The sequence below is a fragment of the Streptomyces sp. NPDC002403 genome (genome assembly GCF_053593015.1).
Window position 1 is genome coordinate 37685 of the sequence record NZ_JBSFBQ010000049.1, and the last position, 19265, is coordinate 56949.

Genomic DNA, 19265 nt, shown 5'->3' on the forward strand with positions numbered 1-19265 from the left:
CGGGGACCGGAACAAGGGCGCCGTGCGCAACGATCGCGCGTACTTACGTGCGTTTCGTTCACGGCCCGGTGGCCGCTACCGGACGGCGAGCGATTCCTCGACGAACTCCCTGACCTGCGCGATGACTTGGGAACGCCCGGTGCCGGGGAGGCCGACCGCGACATGGACGCTGAAGCCGTCGAGCAGGGCGCGCAGGCGGGTCGCGAACCGTTCGGCGTCGACCGGGCGGAACTCCCCGGCCGACGCGCCCCGCTCCAGCAGGTCCACCAGGTCGCGGTGCCAGGCGTCCTCGATGGCGGCCTGGCGGGCGCGCGCGTCGTCGTCCGCGTTCTGCGAGCGGTTCCACACCTCCAGCCAGAGCGTCCAGTGCGGATCGCGGTGGCCGTCGGGGAGGTACAGGTCGATGTACCCGTCGAGCCGCTCGCGGGCCGTCGCCGGCCCCGAGAGCAGGGCGCGCCTTTCCGCGCCGAGCCGTCCCTCGCTCCACTCCAGGGTCTGGAGCAGCAGCTCGTCCTTGGTGCGGAAGTAGTAGAGGAGGTGTCCGCTGCTCATCTGGACCTCACGGCCGAGTCCGGCCATGGTGAGGCCGTCGAGCCCCCGTTCGGCGATGGTCGCCATGGCGGCGGCCAGCAGGTCCTCACGGGGCGGGGCGGTGTTGCGACGGCGTGGCGCGGGGGGCACGTTTCAGACCTTCGGCTGCTGCTGGGTGATGCAGTGGATGCCTCCACCGCCGGCAAAGATCGTACGGGCGTCGACGAGGGTCACCGTACGGTCGGGGAACAGCTCGCCGAAGATCTCCGCCGCTTCCTTGTCGCGCGGGTCGTCGAAGGCGCAGAGGACCACACCGCCGTTGCAGAGGTAGTGGTTGATGTAGGAGTAGTCGACCCACTCCCCGTCCACCTGCACCACGGTGGGCGCCGGGACCTCCACGACCTCCAGCGAGCGGCCCCTGGCGTCGGTGGCCTCGCGCAGGATGCGCACGGTCTCGCGGGTGATCTCGTGGTCGGGGTGGGCCGGGTCCGGCTGGACGTGGACGACGACGGTGCCGGGGCGGGCGAAGGCGGCGACGATGTCGACATGGCCGAGGGTGCCGTACATGCCGTAGTCACCGGCCAGTCCGCGCGGCAGCCAGATGGCCTTCTCGGTGCCGAGCCGGGCGTGGATCTCGGACTCGACCTGCTCACGGGTCCAGTCGGGGTTGCGCTCCTTGCCGAGCTGGACGGTCTCGGTGAGCAGTACGGTGCCCTCGCCGTCGACGTGGATGGCGCCGCCCTCGTTGACCAGCCGGGAGCTCCGCACGGGTACGTCGGCGAGCTCGGCGACGGAGCGGGCGATGTGCTGGTCGTGTTCCCAGCGGGCCCAGTCCTGGGCGCCCCAGCCGTTGAACGTCCAGTCGACGGCGGCCAGCCGGTTCCCGTCGGTGACGAAGGTGGGGCCGATGTCCCGCATCCAGGCGTCGTCGAGGGGGCGGACGGCGAGCTCGACGTCCGGGCCGAGGAGCGCGCGGGCACTGTCCTCCTGGCCGGGGCCCACCACCATCGTGACGGGTTCGAAGCGGCGCACGGCGCGGGCGACGGTGGCCCAGGCGGCGCGGGCCTCGTCCAGTTCGGCGTCGGTGTCGAAGGTGGGGTTGGGGCCGGGCCAGGCCATCCAGGTGCGTTCGTGCGGGGCCCACTCGGGCGGCATGCGGAAGGTCACTGCGGGTCCTTAGAGGAAGTAGAGGCGGTTGAGGGAGACGGATTCGGCGGGCTCGGAGCGCAGCGGGTCGCCGTCCAGGGTGACCAGACCGCTGCGGGCGTCCACGGCGACCTCTCCGGTACGGGAGTTGTGGATCAGGTCGCCGGGGCCGATGCCCCGGGTGCCGCGCACGCCGACGCGGCGGCGGCGGGTGGGCATCGAGTCGGCGCCGAGCTGGGTGGCCGCCTGCGAGACGAAGGCCACGGAGATGTCGGCGGCGGTGGCTCCGTACGCCCCGAACTGCGGCCCCAGGACCAGGGGTTCGCAGGTGTCGGTGGCGGCGTTCGGGTCACCCGTGACCCCGTACGCGGGGAAGCCGGACTTCAGTACGAGCTGCGGCTTCGCGCCGAAGAACTCCGGCCGCCAGAGCACGATGTCGGCGAGCTTGCCGGTCTCGATGGAGCCGACCTCGTGCGCGAGGCCGTGGGCGATGGCGGGGTTGATGGTGAGCTTGGCGATGTAGCGCAGCACCCGGGCGTTGTCGTCCGCCGGGCCGTCGCCCTCCATCGGGCCGAGCTCGGCCTTCATCTTCCCGGCCATCGCGAAGGTGCGGCGCACGGTCTCGCCGGCCCGGCCCATGCCCTGTGCGTCGGACGAGGTGATGCCGATGGCCCCCAGGTCGTGCAGGACGTCCTCGGCGCCCATCGTCCCGGCGCGTATGCGGTCGCGGGCCATGGCCGCGTCGCCCGGCAGGTCCGTCTTGAGGTCGTGTACGGAGACGATCATCCCGTAGTGCTCGGCGACGGCGTCCCGGCCGAAGGGCAGCGTCGGGTTGGTGGACGAGCCGATGACGTTCGGCACGCCCGCCATCTTCAGGACGTTGGGGACGTGTCCGCCGCCGCAGCCCTCGATGTGGAAGGCGTGGATCGTGCGGCCCTCCAGGACGCGCAGGGTGTCCTCGACCGACAGGCACTCGTTCAGCCCGTCGCTGTGCAGGGCGACCTGGACGTCGTGCTCCTCGGCGACCCGCAGCGCGGTGTCCAGGGCCCGGGTGTGGGCGCCCATGTCCTCGTGCACCTTGAAACCGCAGGCCCCTCCCTCGGCGAGCGCCTCGACCAGTGGGGCCCGGTGGGAGGACGAGCCCCGGCCCAGGAAGCCGATGTTGACCGGCCAGGCGTCGAAGGCGTTGAAGGCGTGGCGCAGCGCCCAGGGCGAGTTGACGCCGACGCCCCAGACCGGGCCGAACTCCTGGCCGATGATCGTGGTGACGCCGGAGGCGAGCGAGGCCTCCATGATCCGCGGCGAGAGCAGATGGACATGGGTGTCGACGGCGCCCGCCGTCGCGATCATGCCCTCGCCGGAGACGATGGTCGTGCCCGTGCCGACGACGACATCGACGCCGTCGAGGGTGTCCGGGTTGCCGGCCCGGCCGATCGCCGCGATCCGGCCCTCGCGGATGCCGATCGACACCTTGCGGATGCCCTGCACGGCGTCGATGACCAGCACGTTGCTGATGACGATGTCGCAGGTGTCGCGGACCGCGGCGGCCTTGAGGTGCAGCCCGTCGCGGGCGGTCTTGCCGAAGCCGGCGAGGAACTCCTCGCCGTACCGCTGTGCGTCGGACTCGACGCGGACGGTCAGCCCGGAGTCGCCGAGCCTGACCCGGTCCCCGGCGCGGGGGCCGTGCACGGAGGCGTACTCGTACGGATCGATGCTCATCGCTCAGCTCCCAGATATCCACAGGCCGCGGCGCGTCGCAGGGCCTCTTCGCGCGCGCCGGGGGCGTCCAGCGGGCCGTCCACCAGGCCCGCGAAGCCGATCGCGATCCGCTCGCCGCCGATCGGTACGAGGCCCACCTCGACGGTCTCTCCGGGGCCGAAGCGGACGGAGGACCCGGCGGGGACGCAGAGCCGCATCCCGTAGGCCCTCGCGCGGGCGAAGTCGAGCCGGGGGTTGGCCTCGAAGAAGTGGAAGTGCGAGGTCACGGAGACCGGCACGGTCGCGGTGTTGTGGACGGTCAGCCGCACCGCGGGCTCCGGCTCGGGCGTGGCGGGCCCGGGGACGACGGCCCCGGGCGCCTCGTCGCCCAGCCCGTCGCCCAGCGGCCGGGAGACCACGGCGAGCCGCGAGCCGTCGTCGAAGACGGCCTCCACATGGACCTCGGTGACGACGTCGGCGACGCCCGGCAGCACGTCGTCGGGGCCGAGCACGGACCGGGCGGCCTCGATGGCCTCGGCCAGCCGGCGCCCGTCCCGGGCGGCCTCGCAGACCGTGTCCGCGATCAGGGCCGTCGCCTCGGGGACATTGAGCTTGAGCCCCCGGGCGCGGCGGGCCCGGGCCAGTTCGGCGGCGCTGAAGAGCAGCAGCCGGTCGCGTTCCGTCGGAGTCAGTCGCACGTCTCCACACCTCTCGGTTAGAGCAGCACTCTAACTCATGGTTAGAGCGACGCTCTAACCATGTGAGAGGGCACACCCCGGGGAGCGGGACACGGCCCGGCGCATACGAAAGCCGCGCCCGGCGGGGAGCGGGGCGCGGCTTTTCGTGGGTGCGGGGCTCGGGGCCGGGGGCCTCAGCCGAGGGGGTGCATCCAGCCGTGGGTGTCCTCGGCGACACCGCGCTGGATGTCCAGCAGGCGCTCGCGCAGCTTCATCGTGACCTCGCCGGGCGTGCCGTCGCCCTGGATCCACTCGCCGCCCTCGCACTTGACGGTGCCGACCGGGGTGATGACGGCAGCGGTGCCGCAGGCGAAGACCTCGGTGAGGGTGCCGTTCGCGGTGTCCTCGCGCCACTGGTCGATGGAGACGCGCCCCTCCTCGGACTCGTAGCCGAGGTCGCGGGCGACCTTGAGCAGCGAGTCACGGGTGACACCGGCGAGCAGCGAGCCGGTCAGGGCCGGGGTGACGATCTTGTTCCCGTACACGAAGTACAGGTTCATGCCGCCGAGCTCCTCGACCCACTTGTGCTCGACGGCGTCGAGGTAGGCGACCTGGTCACAGCCCTTCTCGGCGGCCTCGGCCTGGGCGAGGAGGGACGCGGCGTAGTTGCCGCCGGTCTTGGCGTCGCCCATGCCGCCGGGGACGGCACGCACCCGGTTCTCCGAGAGCCAGATCGAGACCGGCTTCACACCGCCGGGGAAGTACGCGCCGGCCGGCGAGGCGATCACCAGGAACAGGTACTCGTTGGCGGGCCGCACACCGAGACCGATCTCGGTCGCGATCATGAACGGGCGCAGGTAGAGGGACTCCTCGCCGCCGTGCGCCGGGACCCAGGCCTGGTCCTGCTTGACGAGCGCGTCACAGGCCGCGATGAACGTCTCGACGGGCAGCTCGGGCATGGCCAGCCGGCGGGCGGAGGCCTGGAAGCGCTTGGCGTTGGCCTCGGGGCGGAAGGTGGCGACCGAGCCGTCGGGCTGGCGGTACGCCTTGAGACCCTCGAAGATCTCCTGCCCGTAGTGCAGGGTCATGTTGGCGGGATCGATCGAGAGCGGTGCGTACGGCACGAGCTGGGCGTCGTGCCAGCCGCGGCCCCCGGTCCACTTGATCGTCACCATGTGATCGGTGAAGCGGCGGCCGAATCCGGGGTTGACCATGCTCGCCTCGCGCTCCGCGTCGGACAGCGGGTTCGAGGAGGGCTTGAGCTCGATCGTGGGCGTCGTCATGAGTGCGTGTCCTTCACCGTTGTGTGTGTTGGACCGCGCTCACGCCACTCCTGCGAGACAGGTGCTAGGACGTCCGAGTTCTGTTGCGAGCCACGGCCCCGTTCGATTATCGCTCCCGGGTGGCCGTGCACGAAACGGCGTGTGTGCGGTCCAGTGGTCGATGGTGGCACCCGGGGCCGCACGAGGTGAAGCCGCCGGGAGCGGTGGTTGCCCGGCGGCTTCGAAACGGAGTCGTCGGGTCAGTTCGCTACGCGTACCGCGAGCGCGTCGCCGATCTGGTCGGTCGTACGGCTGGTCGATCCGCGCTCCGCGAGGTCGGCGGAGACGGCGTCCTCGATGCGCGCGGCCTCGGTCTCGTGGCCGAGGTGGCGCAGCAGGAGGGCGACGGAGAGGACCGTGGCCGTCGGGTCGGCCTTGCCCTGACCCGCGATGTCGGGGGCGGAGCCGTGGACCGGTTCGAACATCGACGGGAAGGTGCCCGTCGGGTTGATGTTGCCGGACGCGGCCAGGCCGATGCCGCCGGTCACGGCAGCGGCGAGGTCGGTGAGGATGTCGCCGAAGAGGTTGTCGGTGACGATGACGTCGAAGCGCTCCGGCTGGGTGACGAAGAAGATCGTCGCGGCGTCGACGTGCAGATAGTCGGTGGTGACCTCGGGGTACTCGGTCGCGACCCTGTCGAAGATGTTCTTCCACATGTGGCCGGCGTACACGAGGACGTTGTTCTTGTGAACCAGCGTCAGCTTCTTGCGCGGACGGGCGTTCGCCCGCTCGAACGCGTCACGGACGACGCGCTCGACGCCGTACGCGGTGTTGACGCTGACCTCGGTGGCGACCTCGGCCGGCGTACCGGTGCGCAGCGAGCCGCCGTTGCCCGTGTACGGGCCCTCGGTGCCCTCGCGGACGACGACGAAGTCGATGTCCGGGCGGCCGGCCAGCGGTGTCGCGGTGTTCGGGAACAGCTTCGACGGCCGCAGGTTGATGAAGTGGTCGAAGGCGAACCGCAGCTTCAGCAGGAGCCCGCGCTCCAGGACGCCCGACGGCACGGAGGGGTCGCCGATCGCGCCGAGCAGGATGGCGTCGTGGCCCTTGAGGGCTTCGAGCTCCGCGTCGGGGAGGGTTTCACCGGTGCGGTGCCAGCGCTGGGCGCCGAGGTCGTACTCCTTGGTCTCCAGCTTCACGTCCTCGGGGAGAACAGCGTTGAGGACCTTGAGACCCTGGGCCACGACCTCCTGGCCGATACCGTCACCGGGGATCACTGCGAGACTGATGCTGCGAGACATGTCCGCACCTTACTGCGCGTCCCACCCCATGACACGTAACGTCCACCATCCGGACACATGGGGAGCTGTACGTGCACCGTTCATCTATCCGACGGTACGGCGTCAGGAGATGGGTGGATGTTCTGCTCCATGGACATCCCCCGTTTCGGAATCCCCGAGAAGCTCGCCGACCGCATGAGCATGGCCGAGCAGCACGAATACCTGCGCACCCGGCTGACCCGGCGCGGCGCACTGCGTACCGGCGTGGCGACCGCGGCCGTCGCCGGTGCCGGGCTCGGCACCTCGCTCGCCGCCTCGCCCGCGTACGCCGCCCCCACCGCGCTCACCTCGCGCCGCACCTCCACCCAGGTGGACGGTTCGCTGGTGGCACCGTTCGGCCGGCACCTGGCGTACGGCGCCGACCCCAGGACCCGGATGGCGGTCTCCTGGCAGGTCCCGTTCGCCGTGAAGCGGCCGTACATCCGGATCGGCCACAAGCCGTGGGCGCTGAGCCGCCGGATCGACGCCGAGGTCCGCCATCTGACCACTCCGGAGCTGAACGGCGGCAAGATCGCGGCCGCCGAGCAGTTCTACGTACACGTGAGCCTGGAGCGGCTGCAGCCCGGCACGACGTACTACTACGGTGTCGGCCACGACGGCTTCGACCCCGCCGACACCCGCAATCTGGGCACGCTCGGCACCTTCACCACCGCGCCCGCGCGCGCCGAGGCCTTCACCTTCACCGCCTTCGGCGACCAGGGCGTCAGCTACCACGCGCTCGGCAACGACCAGTTGATCCTGGGCCAGAACCCGGCGTTCCACCTGCACGCGGGCGACATCTGCTACGCCGACCCGTCCGGCTCCGGGCAGAGCACCGACACCTACGACGCCCGTACCTGGGACCAGTTCCTGGCGCAGACGGAGACCGTGTCGAAGACCGTGCCGTGGATGGTGACCACCGGAAACCACGACATGGAGGCCTGGTACTCGCCGGACGGCTACGGCGGCCAGAACGCCCGCTGGACGCTGCCCGGCAACGGCCCGGACCCGGTGAACCAGCCCGGCGCCTACTCGTTCGTGCACGGCAATGTGGCTGTCGTCGCCCTCGACGCCAACGACGTCTCGTACGAGATCCCGGCCAACTTCGGGATCAGCGACGGCCGGCAGACCCGCTGGCTGGACCGGCGCCTCGGCGAGCTGCGGGCCCGTCACGACATCGACTTCGTGGTGGTCTTCTTCCACCACTGCGCCTTCTCGACGACCAACGCGCACGCCTCCGACGGCGGGGTGCGCGACGCATGGGTGCCGCTCTTCGAGAAGCACCAGGTGGACCTGGTCATCAACGGTCACAACCACGTCTACGAGCGGACCGACGCGATCCTGAACAACGCCGTCCGGCGCAAGGTGCCGATCGGCGAGCGCACCGACCCGACGCGGGACGGCATCGTGTACGTCACGGCGGGCGGCGCGGGCAAGGCGCTGTACAACTTCCCGGTACCGGACAGCTTCGAGGGGCATGTCGCGGACCTGGACAGCGTGGACACGTACCACGTGGTCAAGGGCGGCGGCAGGGCGACCGAGACCGTGGAGTGGTCCCGGGTGCGCTACACCGGGTTCTCGTTCCTGGCGGTGGAGGTGGAACCCGGCCGGCACGCCCGGATGAAGGTCACCGCGCTCGCCGAGTCGGGCGAGCGCATCGACCACTTCGAGATCAGCCGGGGCTGAGCAGAGCCGGTCTCAGTGACCGGTGGAACCGCCGTTGTCCCTGCGGTCGAGGGCGCGCTGGAGGGCGGCGGCGGCGTTCCGGCGCTCCGACTCGGTCGGGCGGTGGGAACGGCGGACACGGCGGACAGTCGTCTGGACCATGATGGATCGACTCCTTGAGATCGCGAGGATTTCGAGATCGAAAATCGTGAAGCTGATTTCGAGATCAGGATTTCGAGGCGCCGGAAGGGCGGGGAGCGGGCGCCGCAGGGGTTGCCTGCACAGGGGCGCGCACTCACGACCGCCAGTCGCTGGATCTAGCGTGACGTTCGGCTTCTACAAAGCTAAGGCAGCTCGGCCGGTCTGTCTCCACAATTACTCGGACTTCCTACTATCTGAGACGGAGGTTTACCGCCGGCCGTCCCCGGATTCCGGACGAGAGCCCGGACGACAGGCCATCGTGCCTGCTCAGAGGGGGTAGCACAGTCGGCGGGCGGCCTCGCCGGGGCGGCTGTTGCCCACATCACGTCGTCGTCCCGCCGGCCGAGGACGAACGTCCCGGAGCCGACGGGCCGGCCCCCGGCCCCCGCGCCGCGATCCGCCCCGGATCCCGTCGAGTGCGGCCCGGGCCGGCCGGCAGAGGTGTGCGGTGCGCGGGATCGCCCCGGTCGTACGCCCCAGCCTCCCAGGCACCACGGTCACCAGGTACTCAGTCGGCATCTGAGTACCCGCCACGTGTCGAAGGCCTGTGCACCGCAGGAGAGTTGGGCCCATGAACGGCCTCTACGCTCTCAAGCCCTGGTACGCGGACCGGCTCTCCGGCGTCCGCGCCTCGCTGGTCCGCCGTGCGGTGTCGCCCGACACCCTCACCGCGGCCGGTGTGGTCTCGGCGGCCGGTGCCGCCGCCGCGCTGGCCTGGCTGCCCACCGGCCTCGCCGCCCTGCCGGTCGCCGTGCTGCTCGCGGCCCGGCTCGCCTTCGCCAACCTGGACGGCGCGCTGGCCCGCGACACGGGCCGGACGACCCGGCGCGGCGCGGTGCTCAACGAACTGGGCGACCGGGTGGCGGATCTGGTCGTGCTGGCCGGATTCCTGGCGCTCGCCCCGCTGTGGCTGGTGGCGGTGGCCGGGCTCGCGGCGACGCTGCCGTCCTGGGTGTCGCTGGCCGGCGCGGCGGCGGGCGCGCCCCGGCGCAACGGCGGCCCGGTCGGCAAGACCGAGCGCTGCCTGCTGGTCGTGGTCGCGGCGGCGAGCGGCTGGGCCGTGCCCGTCCTGACCGTGATCGCCGCCGGTTCGCTGCTGACCGCGGCGCTCCGGCTGGCCGGCCTGTGGCGGGAGCTGGCATGAGCACCGTACTGATCGCCGAGGAGGCGGCGGCCCGGGCCGTGCCGCTGGTCGCGGGGGTGCTGGGGGCGGGCGGTGTCGCCGTCGCCGTGCTGCCGTCGAAGGTCCGGATGCGGGCCGAGCTGCGCAAGCGGTGGCGTACCTGGGCACTGGTGGCGCCGGTCTTCCTGGGGGCGTACTTCCTGGGCGGCGGCGGCACGTTCGCGCTGGCCGCGGGGCTCGGGGTGGTCGCGGTGGGCGAGTTCGCGCGGATGGCCGGGCTGCGCCGGGGCGACCTCGCGGTGCTCGTGGCGGCCGCGGTGGCGCTCCCCGCGCTGGCGTGGCTCGCGCCGCAGACCCTCGACGTCCGGCCGGCCGCGCTGCTGCTGGTCGCGGCCGCGCTCCCCCCGGTGCTCGGCGGGGACGACCGGGCCGGTTTCACCCGCGCCGCGCGTACCGCCTTCGGGCTGCTGTGGATCCCGGTCGCCCTGACCGGGCTGGTGACGCTCGGGGACACGGGTGTCGCGGTGGGGCTCGCGGTGGCGCTCGGCGATGTCGGTGCCTGGTGCGGGGGGACGGCGCTGGGCCGCCGGGGCCCGCTCGCCCGGCCGCTGTCACCGCTCTCCCCCAACAAGACCTGGGCGGGGGTGCTCGGCGCGGCGGTGGCGACGGCCCTGCCACTGCTCGTGCTCGGCGGGTTCGCGTTCCCGCTGTGGGCCGCGGTGATCGGCGGCTGTGTCCTCGGCGACCTGCTCGAATCGATGGTCAAGCGCGAGTCGGGGGTGAAGGACGCCGGCAGCTGGCTGCCCGGCTTCGGCGGTCTCCTGGACCGGATCGACTCCCTGCTGGTGGCCCTTCTCCTGGCGATGGTGATGACATGACCCCCACCCTTGCGCGCACCCGCGACCGGATCGCGCCGCCCGTCCGTTCCCGGCTCGCCGCCACGCTCCGGCGCGGTCTGTGGTGGGGCGTCCTCAGCCTCACCGGCGGGGTGGAGCGGCGTGGCCGACTGCCGCGCGGCGGCTGCGTCGTGGTCGCCAACCACTCCTCGCACGCGGACACGGCGGCCCTGCTCGCCGCGCTCGACGCCCGGCACACCCCGGCGATCGGCGCGGCGGCCGACTACTGGTTCGCCTCGCCGTGGCGGCGCCGGATCTGCCGCAGGCTCGCGGCCGGGTTCCCGGTGCGGCGTGCCGGAGGCGGCATGGACGACCTGCTGTCCATGGCGGACGAGCTGCGCGCCGGCCGGGCGGTCGTGCTGTTCCCGGAGGGGACCCGGGGCGGGGACGGTGAGCTGGGGGCCTTCCATCGCGGCGCGCTGGTGCTGGCCGAGCGGGCCGGGGTGCCGGTCGTGCCGGTGGGGATCGCGGGCACCGACCGGTTGCTGCCCAAGCACGGCCGGCTGCGTTCGGCGCTGGTGCGGGTGTCGATCGGTGACCCGCTGCCGTCGGCGGCCGGCCCTCGTGAGGCCCGCGACGCGGTGGTCGCGCTGCACGCGCGCACGGTCGCCGAGCCGCTGCGGGACTCGGCGACGCGGCGTCGGGTGGCGTCGGTCGTGACCTCGCGCCTGGGTGTCCCGCTGGCATTCGTGTGGGCGCTGGCGGAGGCGCTGAGCTGGCCGTTGATGCCGGAACTGCTGCTGGGCGCGGTCTGTGCGGCGGTGCCCCGGGCGGCGCTCAGGATGTCGCTGGGCGCGCTCGCCGGCAGCCTGGCCGGGGGCCTGCTCGCCCTTCAGCTGGCCTCGGCCGGTGTGCACCTGCCCGCCCCGCTGACCACGGACCGGATGCGGGCACAGGTCCGGGCCGAACTCGCGCCGGAGGGGGCGTCGGCGGTACGGCACCAGCCGTGGAACGGCATTCCGTTCAAGGTGTACGGCGCCGAGGCGGGCCGCGCCGGTGTCCCCGCGCTCGACTGGCTCACCGCGTCGGCGGCGGCCCGGGGCTCCCGGACACTCACCGTGGGCCTCGGCTTCGCCGCCTTCGGGCTGCTGATGCGGCGCCACCGCCGTCAGTACGGCCGCTATCTGGTCCTGCTGGGCGGCGGCTTCGCGGCAGGGCTGTCCCTGATCGTGAACGGCTGGAGCTGAGCGGCCCGAGCTCGACCGGCCGGGGCCGACCGGACACTGACCGACGGGCGTGCCGCTTCTGTCCGGCGGCACTCTGGTCCGGACCTGCTGCCGCCCGCCAGACTGCCGCCATGTCCGACACCACAGCCGTACCCCCGCAGTGGACGCCCATCCATGGCGCGCCCTACCAGCCGGTCCCCCACCGCCCCGAACGGATCGCGGCCGAGGAGTCCCTCGCCCGTGCCGCCCGGTTGCGGGAGCTGATGGGCGAGCGCAGGACCGTGCGCCGGTTCTCGTCCGATCCCGTTCCCGAGCAGGTCGTGAAGGACGCGATCGCCTGTGCCGCGACCGCCCCGTCCGGCGCGCATCAGCAGCCGTGGACCTTCGTCCTGGTCAAGGACCCGGACGTACGCCGGCAGATCCGCGAGGCGGCCGAGCGCGAGGAGCGGATCAGTTACGACGGCAGGCTCGGCGAGGAGTGGCTGGCGGCGCTGCGACCGCTGGGGACCGATGCCGTGAAGGCCCATATGACCGACGCCCCGGCCCTGGTCGTGGTGTTCCAGCAGCGGTACTGGGTGGGCGAGGACGGCACCCGGCACAAGCACTACTACGTCGACGAGTCGGTCGGGATCGCCGTCGGAATGCTGCTCTCGGCCCTGCATCTGTCGGGCCTGGCGGCGCTGATCCACACACCGAGCCCGATGCGCTTCCTGCGCGAGGTGCTGGACCGGCCGGAGAACGAGAAGGCGTTCGCGGTGATTCCGGTCGGGTACCCGGCCGACGACTGCGAGGTGCCCGGTCTGGTACGCAAGTCGCTGGATCAGGTGCTCGTGGAGATCTGAGGCACATGGAAACCGCCTCCCGGCCGGCAGGGGAACCGGGCGGGAGGCGGAATTCGTGGCGGGGCGCCGGGGGTGGGGCGCCCCGAGGGGATCAGCCCTGGTGGGGGTAGGTGTAGTCGGTCGGCGGAACCAGCGTCTCCTTGATGGCCCGGGTCAGGGTCCAGCGCTGCAGGTTCTGCGGGGCGCCCGCCTTGTCGTTCGTACCCGAGGCACGGCCGCCGCCGAAGGGCTGCTGGCCGACGACGGCGCCGGTCGACTTGTCGTTGATGTAGAAGTTGCCCGCGGCGTACCGCAGCTTCTCCATCGTGTACGCGGCCGCGGCGCGGTCGTTCGCGATGACGGAACCGGTCAGCGCGTAGTCGGAGACCGACTCCATCTGCTCCAGCATCTCGTCGTACTTGTCGTCCTCGTAGACGTGCACGGCGAGGATCGGGCCGAAGTACTCGGTCGTGAAGACCTCGTTGGCCGGGTCGGTGCACTCGATGACGGTCGGACGGACGAAGTAGCCCACCGAGTCGTCGTACGTGCCGCCCGCGATGATCGTGCAGGACGGGTCGGCGGCGGCACGGTCGATCGCGGCCTTGTTCTTGGCGAACGAGCGGTCGTCGATGACGGCGCCGATGAAGTTCGACAGGTCGGTGACGTCACCCATGGTGATGGCGTCGACCTCGGCGGCGAACTTCTCCTTGAAACCGGCGTTCCAGATGGAGGCCGGGACGTACGCGCGGGAGGAGGCCGAGCACTTCTGGCCCTGGAACTCGAAGGAGCCACGGGTCAGCGCGGTCTTCAGGACGGCGTGGTCGGCCGAGGGGTGGGCGACCACGAAGTCCTTGCCGCCGGTCTCGCCGACGAGCCGCGGGTAGGTGCGGTAGTTGGCGATGTTGTTGCCGACCGTCTTCCACAGGTGCTGGAAGGTGGGGGTCGAGCCGGTGAAGTGGATACCGGCCAGGTCGCGGTGGTTCAGGGCCACCTCGGAGACGGCGATGCCGTCACCGGTCACCAGGTTGATGACGCCCTTGGGCAGACCGGCCTCTTCCAGGAGCTGCATCAGCAGCACGGCGGCGTGGGTCTGCGTCGGGGACGGCTTCCACACCACGACGTTGCCCATGAGGGCGGGGGCGGTGGGCAGGTTGCCCGCGATGGCCGTGAAGTTGAACGGCGTGATCGCGTAGACGAAGCCCTCCAGCGGGCGGTGGTCCATGCGGTTCCACACGCCCGGCGAGTTGGCCGGGGGCTGCTCGGCCAGGATCTGGCGCGCGTAGTGCACGTTGAAGCGCCAGAAGTCGACGAGCTCGCAGGGGGTGTCGATCTCGGCCTGCTGGGCGGTCTTCGACTGGCCGAGCATCGTGGACGCGGCCAGCGTCTCGCGCCACGGGCCGGACAGCAGCTCGGCGGCGCGCAGGATGATCGCGGCGCGGTCGTCGAAGGACATCGCGCGCCAGGCCGGGGCGGCGGCGAGCGCAGCGTCGATCGCGTCCTGCGCGTCCTTCTGCGTGGCGCCCGCGAACGTACCGATGACGGCCTTGTGGTTGTGCGGCTGCACGACGTCGAAGCGCTCGCCGCCGCCCATCCGCTTCTCGCCGCCGATGGTCATCGGAAGGTCGATCGGGTTCTGGCTAAGCTCCTTGAGCTTCACCTCCAGGCGGGCACGCTCCGGGGAGCCCGGGGCGTAGGAGTGGACCGGCTCGTTGACCGGCGCGGGGACCTGGGTCACAGCGTCCATGAGTTCCGTTGCTCCTTGAGTAGAGAGGTGGAGGGGGCTCAGCCCTTGGTGAGGATGGAGCGGCCGAAGAACAGCAGGTTCGCCGGCTTCTCCGCGAGGCGGCGCATGAAGTAGCCGTACCAGTCGGTGCCGTACGCCGTGTAGACGCGCATCCGGTGGCCCTCGGCGGCGAGCCGGAGGTGCTCCTCGCTGCGGATGCCGTACAGCATCTGGAATTCGTACTCGTCCAGCTTGCGCCCGGCCTTGCGGCCCAGCTCCTGGGCGATGGCGATCAGACGCGGGTCGTGGGACCCGATCATCGGGTAGCCGTCGCCCTCCATGAGGATCCGCAGGATGCGGACGTACGCCTTGTCGATCTCGGCCTTGTCCTGGTACGCGACGGAGGCCGGCTCCTTGTAGGCGCCCTTCACGATGCGGACGCGGCTGCCGGCGGCGGCCAGGCGGCGGGCGTCCTCCTCGGTGCGGAACAGGTAGGCCTGGATCACGCAGCCGGTCTGCGGGTAGTCCTTCCGCAGCTCCTCGTGGATGGCGAACATCGAGTCGAGGGTGGTGTGGTCCTCGGCGTCCAGCGTGACCGTGGTGCCGATCGCGGCGGCGGCCTCGACGACCGGGCGGACGTTGGCGAGCGCCAGCTCGTGGCCACCGTCCAGCGCTTGGCCGAACATGGAGAGCTTGACGGACATCTCGGCCTTGGTGCCCAGGCCCAGGTCCTTGAGGCGCTCGATCAGTTCGAGGTAGGCGTCACGGGCGTCGGAGGCCTGCTCGGGGGTGGTGATGTCCTCGCCCACCACGTCGAGGGTGACTTCGAGTCCCTTGGCCGCGGCGTCCTCGATGATCGGGACGACCTGGTCGACGGTCTCACCGGCGATGAACCGGTCGACGACCTGCTTGGTGCCAGGTGCGGCCGAGACGAAACGGCGCATCTTGTCGCTGCGGGACGCGGCGAGAATCACGGGACCCAGCACGGGGCACCTCCACGGAAAGTACGAACGAAGGCCATACCGGGCGATGGGGAACAGACCGGTACAGCACGGAGAACCACCGTGAAATCTAAGGATCTCTCCGATCCTGTGCCATCGACAGCTGTCACGCATCCGTTCCCCTGTTCTCAGACATATGTCTGAAGGGGTGCGAGAATGGCCGGGTGAAGGGCGATTACCAGGAGCTGGTCGACGAGATCTCCGGGCTGCTCGGCGCCCCCGCGACGCTGGAGAACCGGGACTTCGGCCTGGTCGCCTTCGGCGCCCACGACAGCGACGACGACACCGCGATGGACCCGGTCCGCACCCGCTCGATCCTGACCCGCCGCTCCACGCCCGCCGTCCGCGCCTGGTTCGAGGGCTTCGGCATCACCCGCGCCACCGGCCCGGTCCGCATTCCGGCGGCCCCGGAGGCCGGGGTCTTCCGGGACCGGATCTGTCTTCCGGTACGCCATCGGGGTGCCGTGCTCGGCTACGTATGGCTGCTCGACGCGGACCCGGGGCCCACCGACGAGCAGCTGAAGGCTGCGATGGAGGTGGCCGCCCGGATCGGGGCACTGCTCGCCGACGAGGCGCGGGCGGGCACCGATCCGTCCCGGGAGTTCGGCGCGGTGCTGACCGCCGGGCGGGGCTGGCAGCACGACATGGCGGTGGCCGCGCTGGACGAGGCGCTGGGACCGGACGCGAAGGGGCTGCACACGGTGGTGTGCGTGGCCCCGTGGCCGGACGATCCGCCGTCGGTCCGTACGGTGCCGTCGACGGCGGCGCTCGTCGCGATCCCCGGGGCCGGGGCGTCGCCCGCCCTGGCCGCGCTGATCCGACTGCGCTCCACCGATGTGCTCGACCCGGCACTCCTGGCCGCGGACCGGCTGCGTGCCGCCGCGGGCGGGGGCGCCACCGCAGGAGTCGCGGCGCCCCGCCGGGGTCTGACGGAGCTGGCCGCGGCCTGGCACGAGGCGGTGGCCGCCGCCCGCGCGGCGACGGCCGAGTCCCGGTTCGGGCCGGTCGTCCAGTGGTCGGCGATCGGACCGTACCGGCTGCTGACCGCGCTCCCCGTGGAAGCGGCCGCGGACCCCGTGGTCCGTCCCCTGCTCACCCCGCCGCACAGGGATCTGGCCCGCACCGCCGAGGTCTTCCTCGACTGCGCGGGCCAGGCCTCCCGGACGGCCGCCGCACTCGGCGTGCACCGTCAGACGCTCTACTACCGGCTCTCCCGGATCCAGCAGCTCACCGGCCTCGATCTCAACGACGGCGAGGACCGGCTGCTGCTGCACATGGCGCTGAAGAGCGCGCGGCTCAGGAGTTAGGGCCTGCCCGGCCCTCCAGCACGACCTTCAGCCCGTCCGTCAAGTCCTGTGCGGACGGGGCGGATTCACTGTCCATCATCCACTGGACCATCACGCCCGCAAGGAGCGCCTGGCAGAACAGCCCGGCCACCCGCGCCCTCTCGGGGTCCTTCTCCACGTCGATGCCGAGCATGTTCTCGGCCAGCCCGTCGCGCCCCTCGCGCTGCGGGCCCATCAGGGCCTTCCGCAGCTCCGGGTCCTGGTCGATCCGCGAGACGACCTCCATCTGGAGCTGCCAGACGGACCGGGTCTCCGCGTAGCTGTCGATCACCCGCTGCCAGGTGTCGCGGAACTGGTCGAGCGGCGACCGGGGCTCGGCCTCGGTCTCCGCGCTCTCGTCCGGCTTCTCGGTGAGCACATCGCCCCACTCCTCCGTCACCTTGAGGAAGGCGAGGTTGAGCAGCGCCTCCTTGGAGCCGTAGTGGTAGCCGATGGAGGCGAGGTTCGTACCGGAGGCGGCCACGATGTCGCGTGCCGTCGTCCGGGCGTACCCCTTCTCCAGCAGGCAGCGCTTGGCGCCTTCGAGCAGATCCTCGCGATGTCCCATGAAAGCAGCGTACCCGGCATGCAGACGTTCGTGTAAGACGCACGTCTAGATGCCGGGTGCGCGGAGGGACTCCGGAACCGTCAGTCGGTCAGGTTCACCGTGCGGGCCGAATTGGCACCGATCTCGGTGGAGATCTCGGCGAGCACCGACGCCGGGACGTCGTCGTCGACGGTGAGCACGACCAGCGCCTCGCCGCCCGCGTCCGTCCGCGAGACCTGCATGCCCGCGATGTTCAGACCGGCCTCGCCGAGGATCCGGCCGACCGTGCCGACGACACCGGGACGGTCCTCGTAACGCAGCACCACCATGTGGTCGGCCAGCGCCAGGTCCACGTCGTAGTCGCCGACGGCGACGATCTTCTGGAGGTTCTTGGGCCCGGCCAGCGTGCCGGAGACCGCGACCTCCTCGCCGCCGGAGAGCGTGCCGCGGACCGTGACCACGTTGCGGTGGTCGGGCGACTCGGAGCTGGTGGTGAGGCGGACCTCGACGCCGCGCTCCTGCGCGAAGAGCGGGGCGTTCACGTACGACACGGTCTCGTCGACGACGTCCTCGAACACGCCCTTGAGCGCGGAGAGTTCGAGCACCTTGACGTCGTGCTGGGTGATCTCGCCGTACACCTCGACATCGAGGCGGACCGCGACCTCGCCCGCGAGCGCGGTGAAGATCCGGCCGAGCTTCTCGGCGAGCGGCAGACCCGGGCGCACGTCCTCGGCGATCACGCCGCCCTGGACGTTGACCGCGTCCGGCACGAGCTCGCCGGCGAGGGCCAGGCGCACGGACTTGGCGACCGCGATGCCCGCCTTCTCCTGGGCCTCGTCGGTGGAGGCGCCGAGGTGCGGGGTGCAGACGACCTGGTCGAACTCGAACAGCGGGGAGTCCGTGCAGGGCTCCTTCGCGTACACGTCGAGGCCGGCACCGGCGACGCGGCCTTCCTTGAGAGCGGAGGCGAGTGCCGCCTCGTCGACGATGCCGCCGCGTGCGGCGTTGACGATGCGGACCGAGGGCTTCACCTTGTGCAGCGCATCGTCGCCGATCAGGCCGAGCGTCTCGGGCGTCTTGGGCAGGTGCACGGTGATGAAGTCGGCGACCTCCAGCAGCTCGTCGAGCGTGAGGAGCTTGACGCCCATCTGCGCGGCCCGCGCGGGCTGCACATAGGGGTCGTACGCGACGATCTTCATACCGAAGGCCGACATGCGCTGCGCGACCAGGACGCCGATGCGGCCGAGGCCGACGACACCGAGGGTCTTCTCGCTGAGCTCGACACCGGTGTACTTGGAGCGCTTCCACTCGCCGTTCTTGAGGGCGGTGTTGGCCTGCGGGATGTTGCGCGCGGTGGCGACCAGCAGACCGCAGGCCAGCTCGGCGGCGGTGACGATGTTGGAGGTCGGCGCGTTCACGACCATCACGCCCGCCTTGGTGGCGGCGGAGACGTCCACGTTGTCCAGACCGACGCCGGCGCGGGCGACGACCTTCAGCTTCTTCGCGGCGGCGATGGCCTCGGCGTCGACCTTGGTGGCCGAGCGCACCAGAATGGCATCGACATCGGCGATCGCGGGGATGAGCTCGGCGCGGTCCGCGCCGTTGCAGTGCCGGATGTCGAAATCCGGACCCAGGGCGTCAACCGTGGCGGGCGACAGCTCTTCAGCGATGAGTACGACAGGTTTCGAGCTCACGTGAGTCCTCACAGATCCAGTGCGGACGGCCGTCCCGACGGCCGCAGGCGTGGAGGGGCTTGCCGCGTGGAAGACGCACGACACTGTGGGCCTGACGCGTGTATGTGTGGAGAAGTGTAGTCATGCGCCAGGACGCATACTGCGCCCCGTTGGAAGGATCACCCGCACGGGGGTGGACGACTTGTACACACGTACGGCGCCGCTTCTTCCGGCGGTGGGATGACGGGAACGCCCCGGGGGCGGGTCGCAGGACCCGCCCCCGGGGCGTCGGTGTTACGCGTCCTCGTCGTTGACCCAGCTCATGAGCTTGCGCAGCTCGCGGCCGGTGGTCTCCAGGAGGTGGTCGCTGTCGGCCTTCTTGTACTCGTTGTACTTGGGCAGACCGTTGTGGTACTCGGCCATCCAGTTCTTGGCGAAGGTGCCGTCCTGGATCTCCGCGAGGACCTTCTTCATCTCGGCCTTGGTGGCGT

At 71.4% G+C, this 19265-nt stretch carries 17 protein-coding genes and 1 pseudogene; 6 read left to right on the plus strand and 12 right to left on the minus strand.

What is annotated here, in order from left to right; genetic code table 11:
• Nucleotides 1–75 precede the first annotated feature (75 nt).
• The 6 genes from ACWCPY_RS34560 to ACWCPY_RS34585 form a co-directional block, all read right to left on the minus strand.
• Entirely contained in the window at nt 76–681 is a 606-nt protein-coding gene (locus tag ACWCPY_RS34560; protein ID WP_451271741.1) for a TetR/AcrR family transcriptional regulator, read from the minus strand.
• A 3-nt stretch (nt 682–684) separates the two neighbouring features.
• On the minus strand, nt 685–1686 hold the full coding sequence (locus ACWCPY_RS34565) for an agmatine deiminase family protein (protein ID WP_451271774.1): 1002 nt from the start codon (nt 1684–1686) through the stop codon (nt 685–687).
• Nucleotides 1687–1707: 21 nt separating this feature from the next.
• The gene (locus tag ACWCPY_RS34570; RefSeq protein ID WP_451271743.1) at nt 1708–3396 is read right to left on the minus strand and encodes an urease subunit alpha; all 1689 of its coding nucleotides are present in this window, start codon (nt 3394–3396) and stop codon (nt 1708–1710) included.
• Nucleotides 3393–4073, minus strand: coding sequence for an urease subunit gamma (gene ureA, locus ACWCPY_RS34575; protein WP_451271745.1), 681 nt, complete (start codon nt 4071–4073; stop codon nt 3393–3395). Before ureA ends, ACWCPY_RS34570 begins: the two co-directional genes overlap by 4 nt.
• A 173-nt stretch (nt 4074–4246) precedes the next feature.
• Nucleotides 4247–5335: a branched-chain amino acid aminotransferase gene (locus ACWCPY_RS34580; protein ID WP_451271747.1), complete on the minus strand. Its 1089-nt coding sequence runs from the start codon at nt 5333–5335 to the stop codon at nt 4247–4249.
• 239 nt (nt 5336–5574) lie between these two features.
• Nucleotides 5575–6615 (minus strand): 3-isopropylmalate dehydrogenase, encoded by a 1041-nt coding sequence (locus ACWCPY_RS34585; protein WP_451271749.1) that lies wholly within the window; start codon nt 6613–6615, stop codon nt 5575–5577.
• Between the two features lie 129 nt (nt 6616–6744).
• On the opposite strand from ACWCPY_RS34585, the gene ACWCPY_RS34590 reads away from it, so the two are divergent.
• Nucleotides 6745–8319 (plus strand): purple acid phosphatase family protein, encoded by a 1575-nt coding sequence (locus ACWCPY_RS34590; protein ID WP_451271751.1) that lies wholly within the window; start codon nt 6745–6747, stop codon nt 8317–8319.
• A gap of 12 nt (nt 8320–8331) precedes the next feature.
• Here ACWCPY_RS34590 and ACWCPY_RS34595 read toward each other — a convergent pair whose 3' ends face one another.
• On the minus strand, nt 8332–8460 hold the full coding sequence (locus ACWCPY_RS34595; protein ID WP_268246630.1) for a hypothetical protein: 129 nt from the start codon (nt 8458–8460) through the stop codon (nt 8332–8334).
• A 610-nt stretch (nt 8461–9070) separates the two neighbouring features.
• Between ACWCPY_RS34595 and ACWCPY_RS34600 the strand changes: the two genes are divergently transcribed.
• The 4 genes from ACWCPY_RS34600 to ACWCPY_RS34615 all read left to right on the plus strand — a co-directional run bounded on the left by ACWCPY_RS34600 (nt 9071) and on the right by ACWCPY_RS34615 (nt 12526).
• The gene (locus ACWCPY_RS34600) at nt 9071–9643 is read left to right on the plus strand and encodes a CDP-alcohol phosphatidyltransferase family protein (RefSeq protein ID WP_451271754.1); all 573 of its coding nucleotides are present in this window, start codon (nt 9071–9073) and stop codon (nt 9641–9643) included.
• A complete protein-coding gene (locus ACWCPY_RS34605; protein WP_451271756.1) occupies nt 9640–10500 on the plus strand; it encodes a phosphatidate cytidylyltransferase in 861 nt (286 codons plus the stop codon). The genes ACWCPY_RS34600 and ACWCPY_RS34605 overlap by 4 nt, the downstream gene beginning before the upstream one ends.
• Nucleotides 10497–11705, plus strand: a complete 1209-nt coding sequence (locus ACWCPY_RS34610; protein ID WP_451271758.1) for a lysophospholipid acyltransferase family protein — start codon at nt 10497–10499, stop codon at nt 11703–11705. The genes ACWCPY_RS34605 and ACWCPY_RS34610 overlap by 4 nt, the downstream gene beginning before the upstream one ends.
• Before the next feature lie 110 nt (nt 11706–11815).
• Complete coding sequence (locus ACWCPY_RS34615; protein WP_451271760.1) at nt 11816–12526, plus strand: nitroreductase family protein; 711 nt, start codon at nt 11816–11818, stop codon at nt 12524–12526.
• 91 nt (nt 12527–12617) lie between these two features.
• Here ACWCPY_RS34615 and pruA read toward each other — a convergent pair whose 3' ends face one another.
• Both pruA and ACWCPY_RS34625 read right to left on the minus strand, forming a co-directional pair.
• Nucleotides 12618–14249 carry an L-glutamate gamma-semialdehyde dehydrogenase gene (pruA, locus tag ACWCPY_RS34620; protein ID WP_451271762.1) on the minus strand — a complete coding sequence of 544 codons (1632 nt, stop codon included), beginning with the start codon at nt 14247–14249 and terminating at the stop codon, nt 12618–12620.
• Between the two features lie 38 nt (nt 14250–14287).
• Nucleotides 14288–15214 (minus strand): proline dehydrogenase family protein, encoded by a 927-nt coding sequence (locus ACWCPY_RS34625; RefSeq protein WP_451271764.1) that lies wholly within the window; start codon nt 15212–15214, stop codon nt 14288–14290.
• 179 nt (nt 15215–15393) lie between these two features.
• Between ACWCPY_RS34625 and ACWCPY_RS34630 the strand changes: the two genes are divergently transcribed.
• The gene (locus ACWCPY_RS34630; RefSeq protein WP_451271766.1) at nt 15394–16536 is read left to right on the plus strand and encodes a PucR family transcriptional regulator; all 1143 of its coding nucleotides are present in this window, start codon (nt 15394–15396) and stop codon (nt 16534–16536) included.
• Here the strand turns inward: ACWCPY_RS34630 and ACWCPY_RS34635 are convergent.
• The 3 genes and pseudogenes from ACWCPY_RS34635 to ACWCPY_RS34645 all read right to left on the minus strand — a co-directional run.
• Nucleotides 16526–17122 (minus strand): TetR/AcrR family transcriptional regulator, encoded by a 597-nt coding sequence (locus tag ACWCPY_RS34635; protein ID WP_451271768.1) that lies wholly within the window; start codon nt 17120–17122, stop codon nt 16526–16528. The genes ACWCPY_RS34630 and ACWCPY_RS34635 overlap by 11 nt on opposite strands.
• Nucleotides 17123–17202: 80 nt before the next feature.
• Complete coding sequence (serA, locus tag ACWCPY_RS34640) at nt 17203–18795, minus strand: phosphoglycerate dehydrogenase (RefSeq protein ID WP_451271770.1); 1593 nt, start codon at nt 18793–18795, stop codon at nt 17203–17205.
• Nucleotides 18796–19068: 273 nt separating this feature from the next.
• Nucleotides 19069–19265: pseudogene (locus ACWCPY_RS34645) on the minus strand (ketol-acid reductoisomerase); the annotation flags it as partial.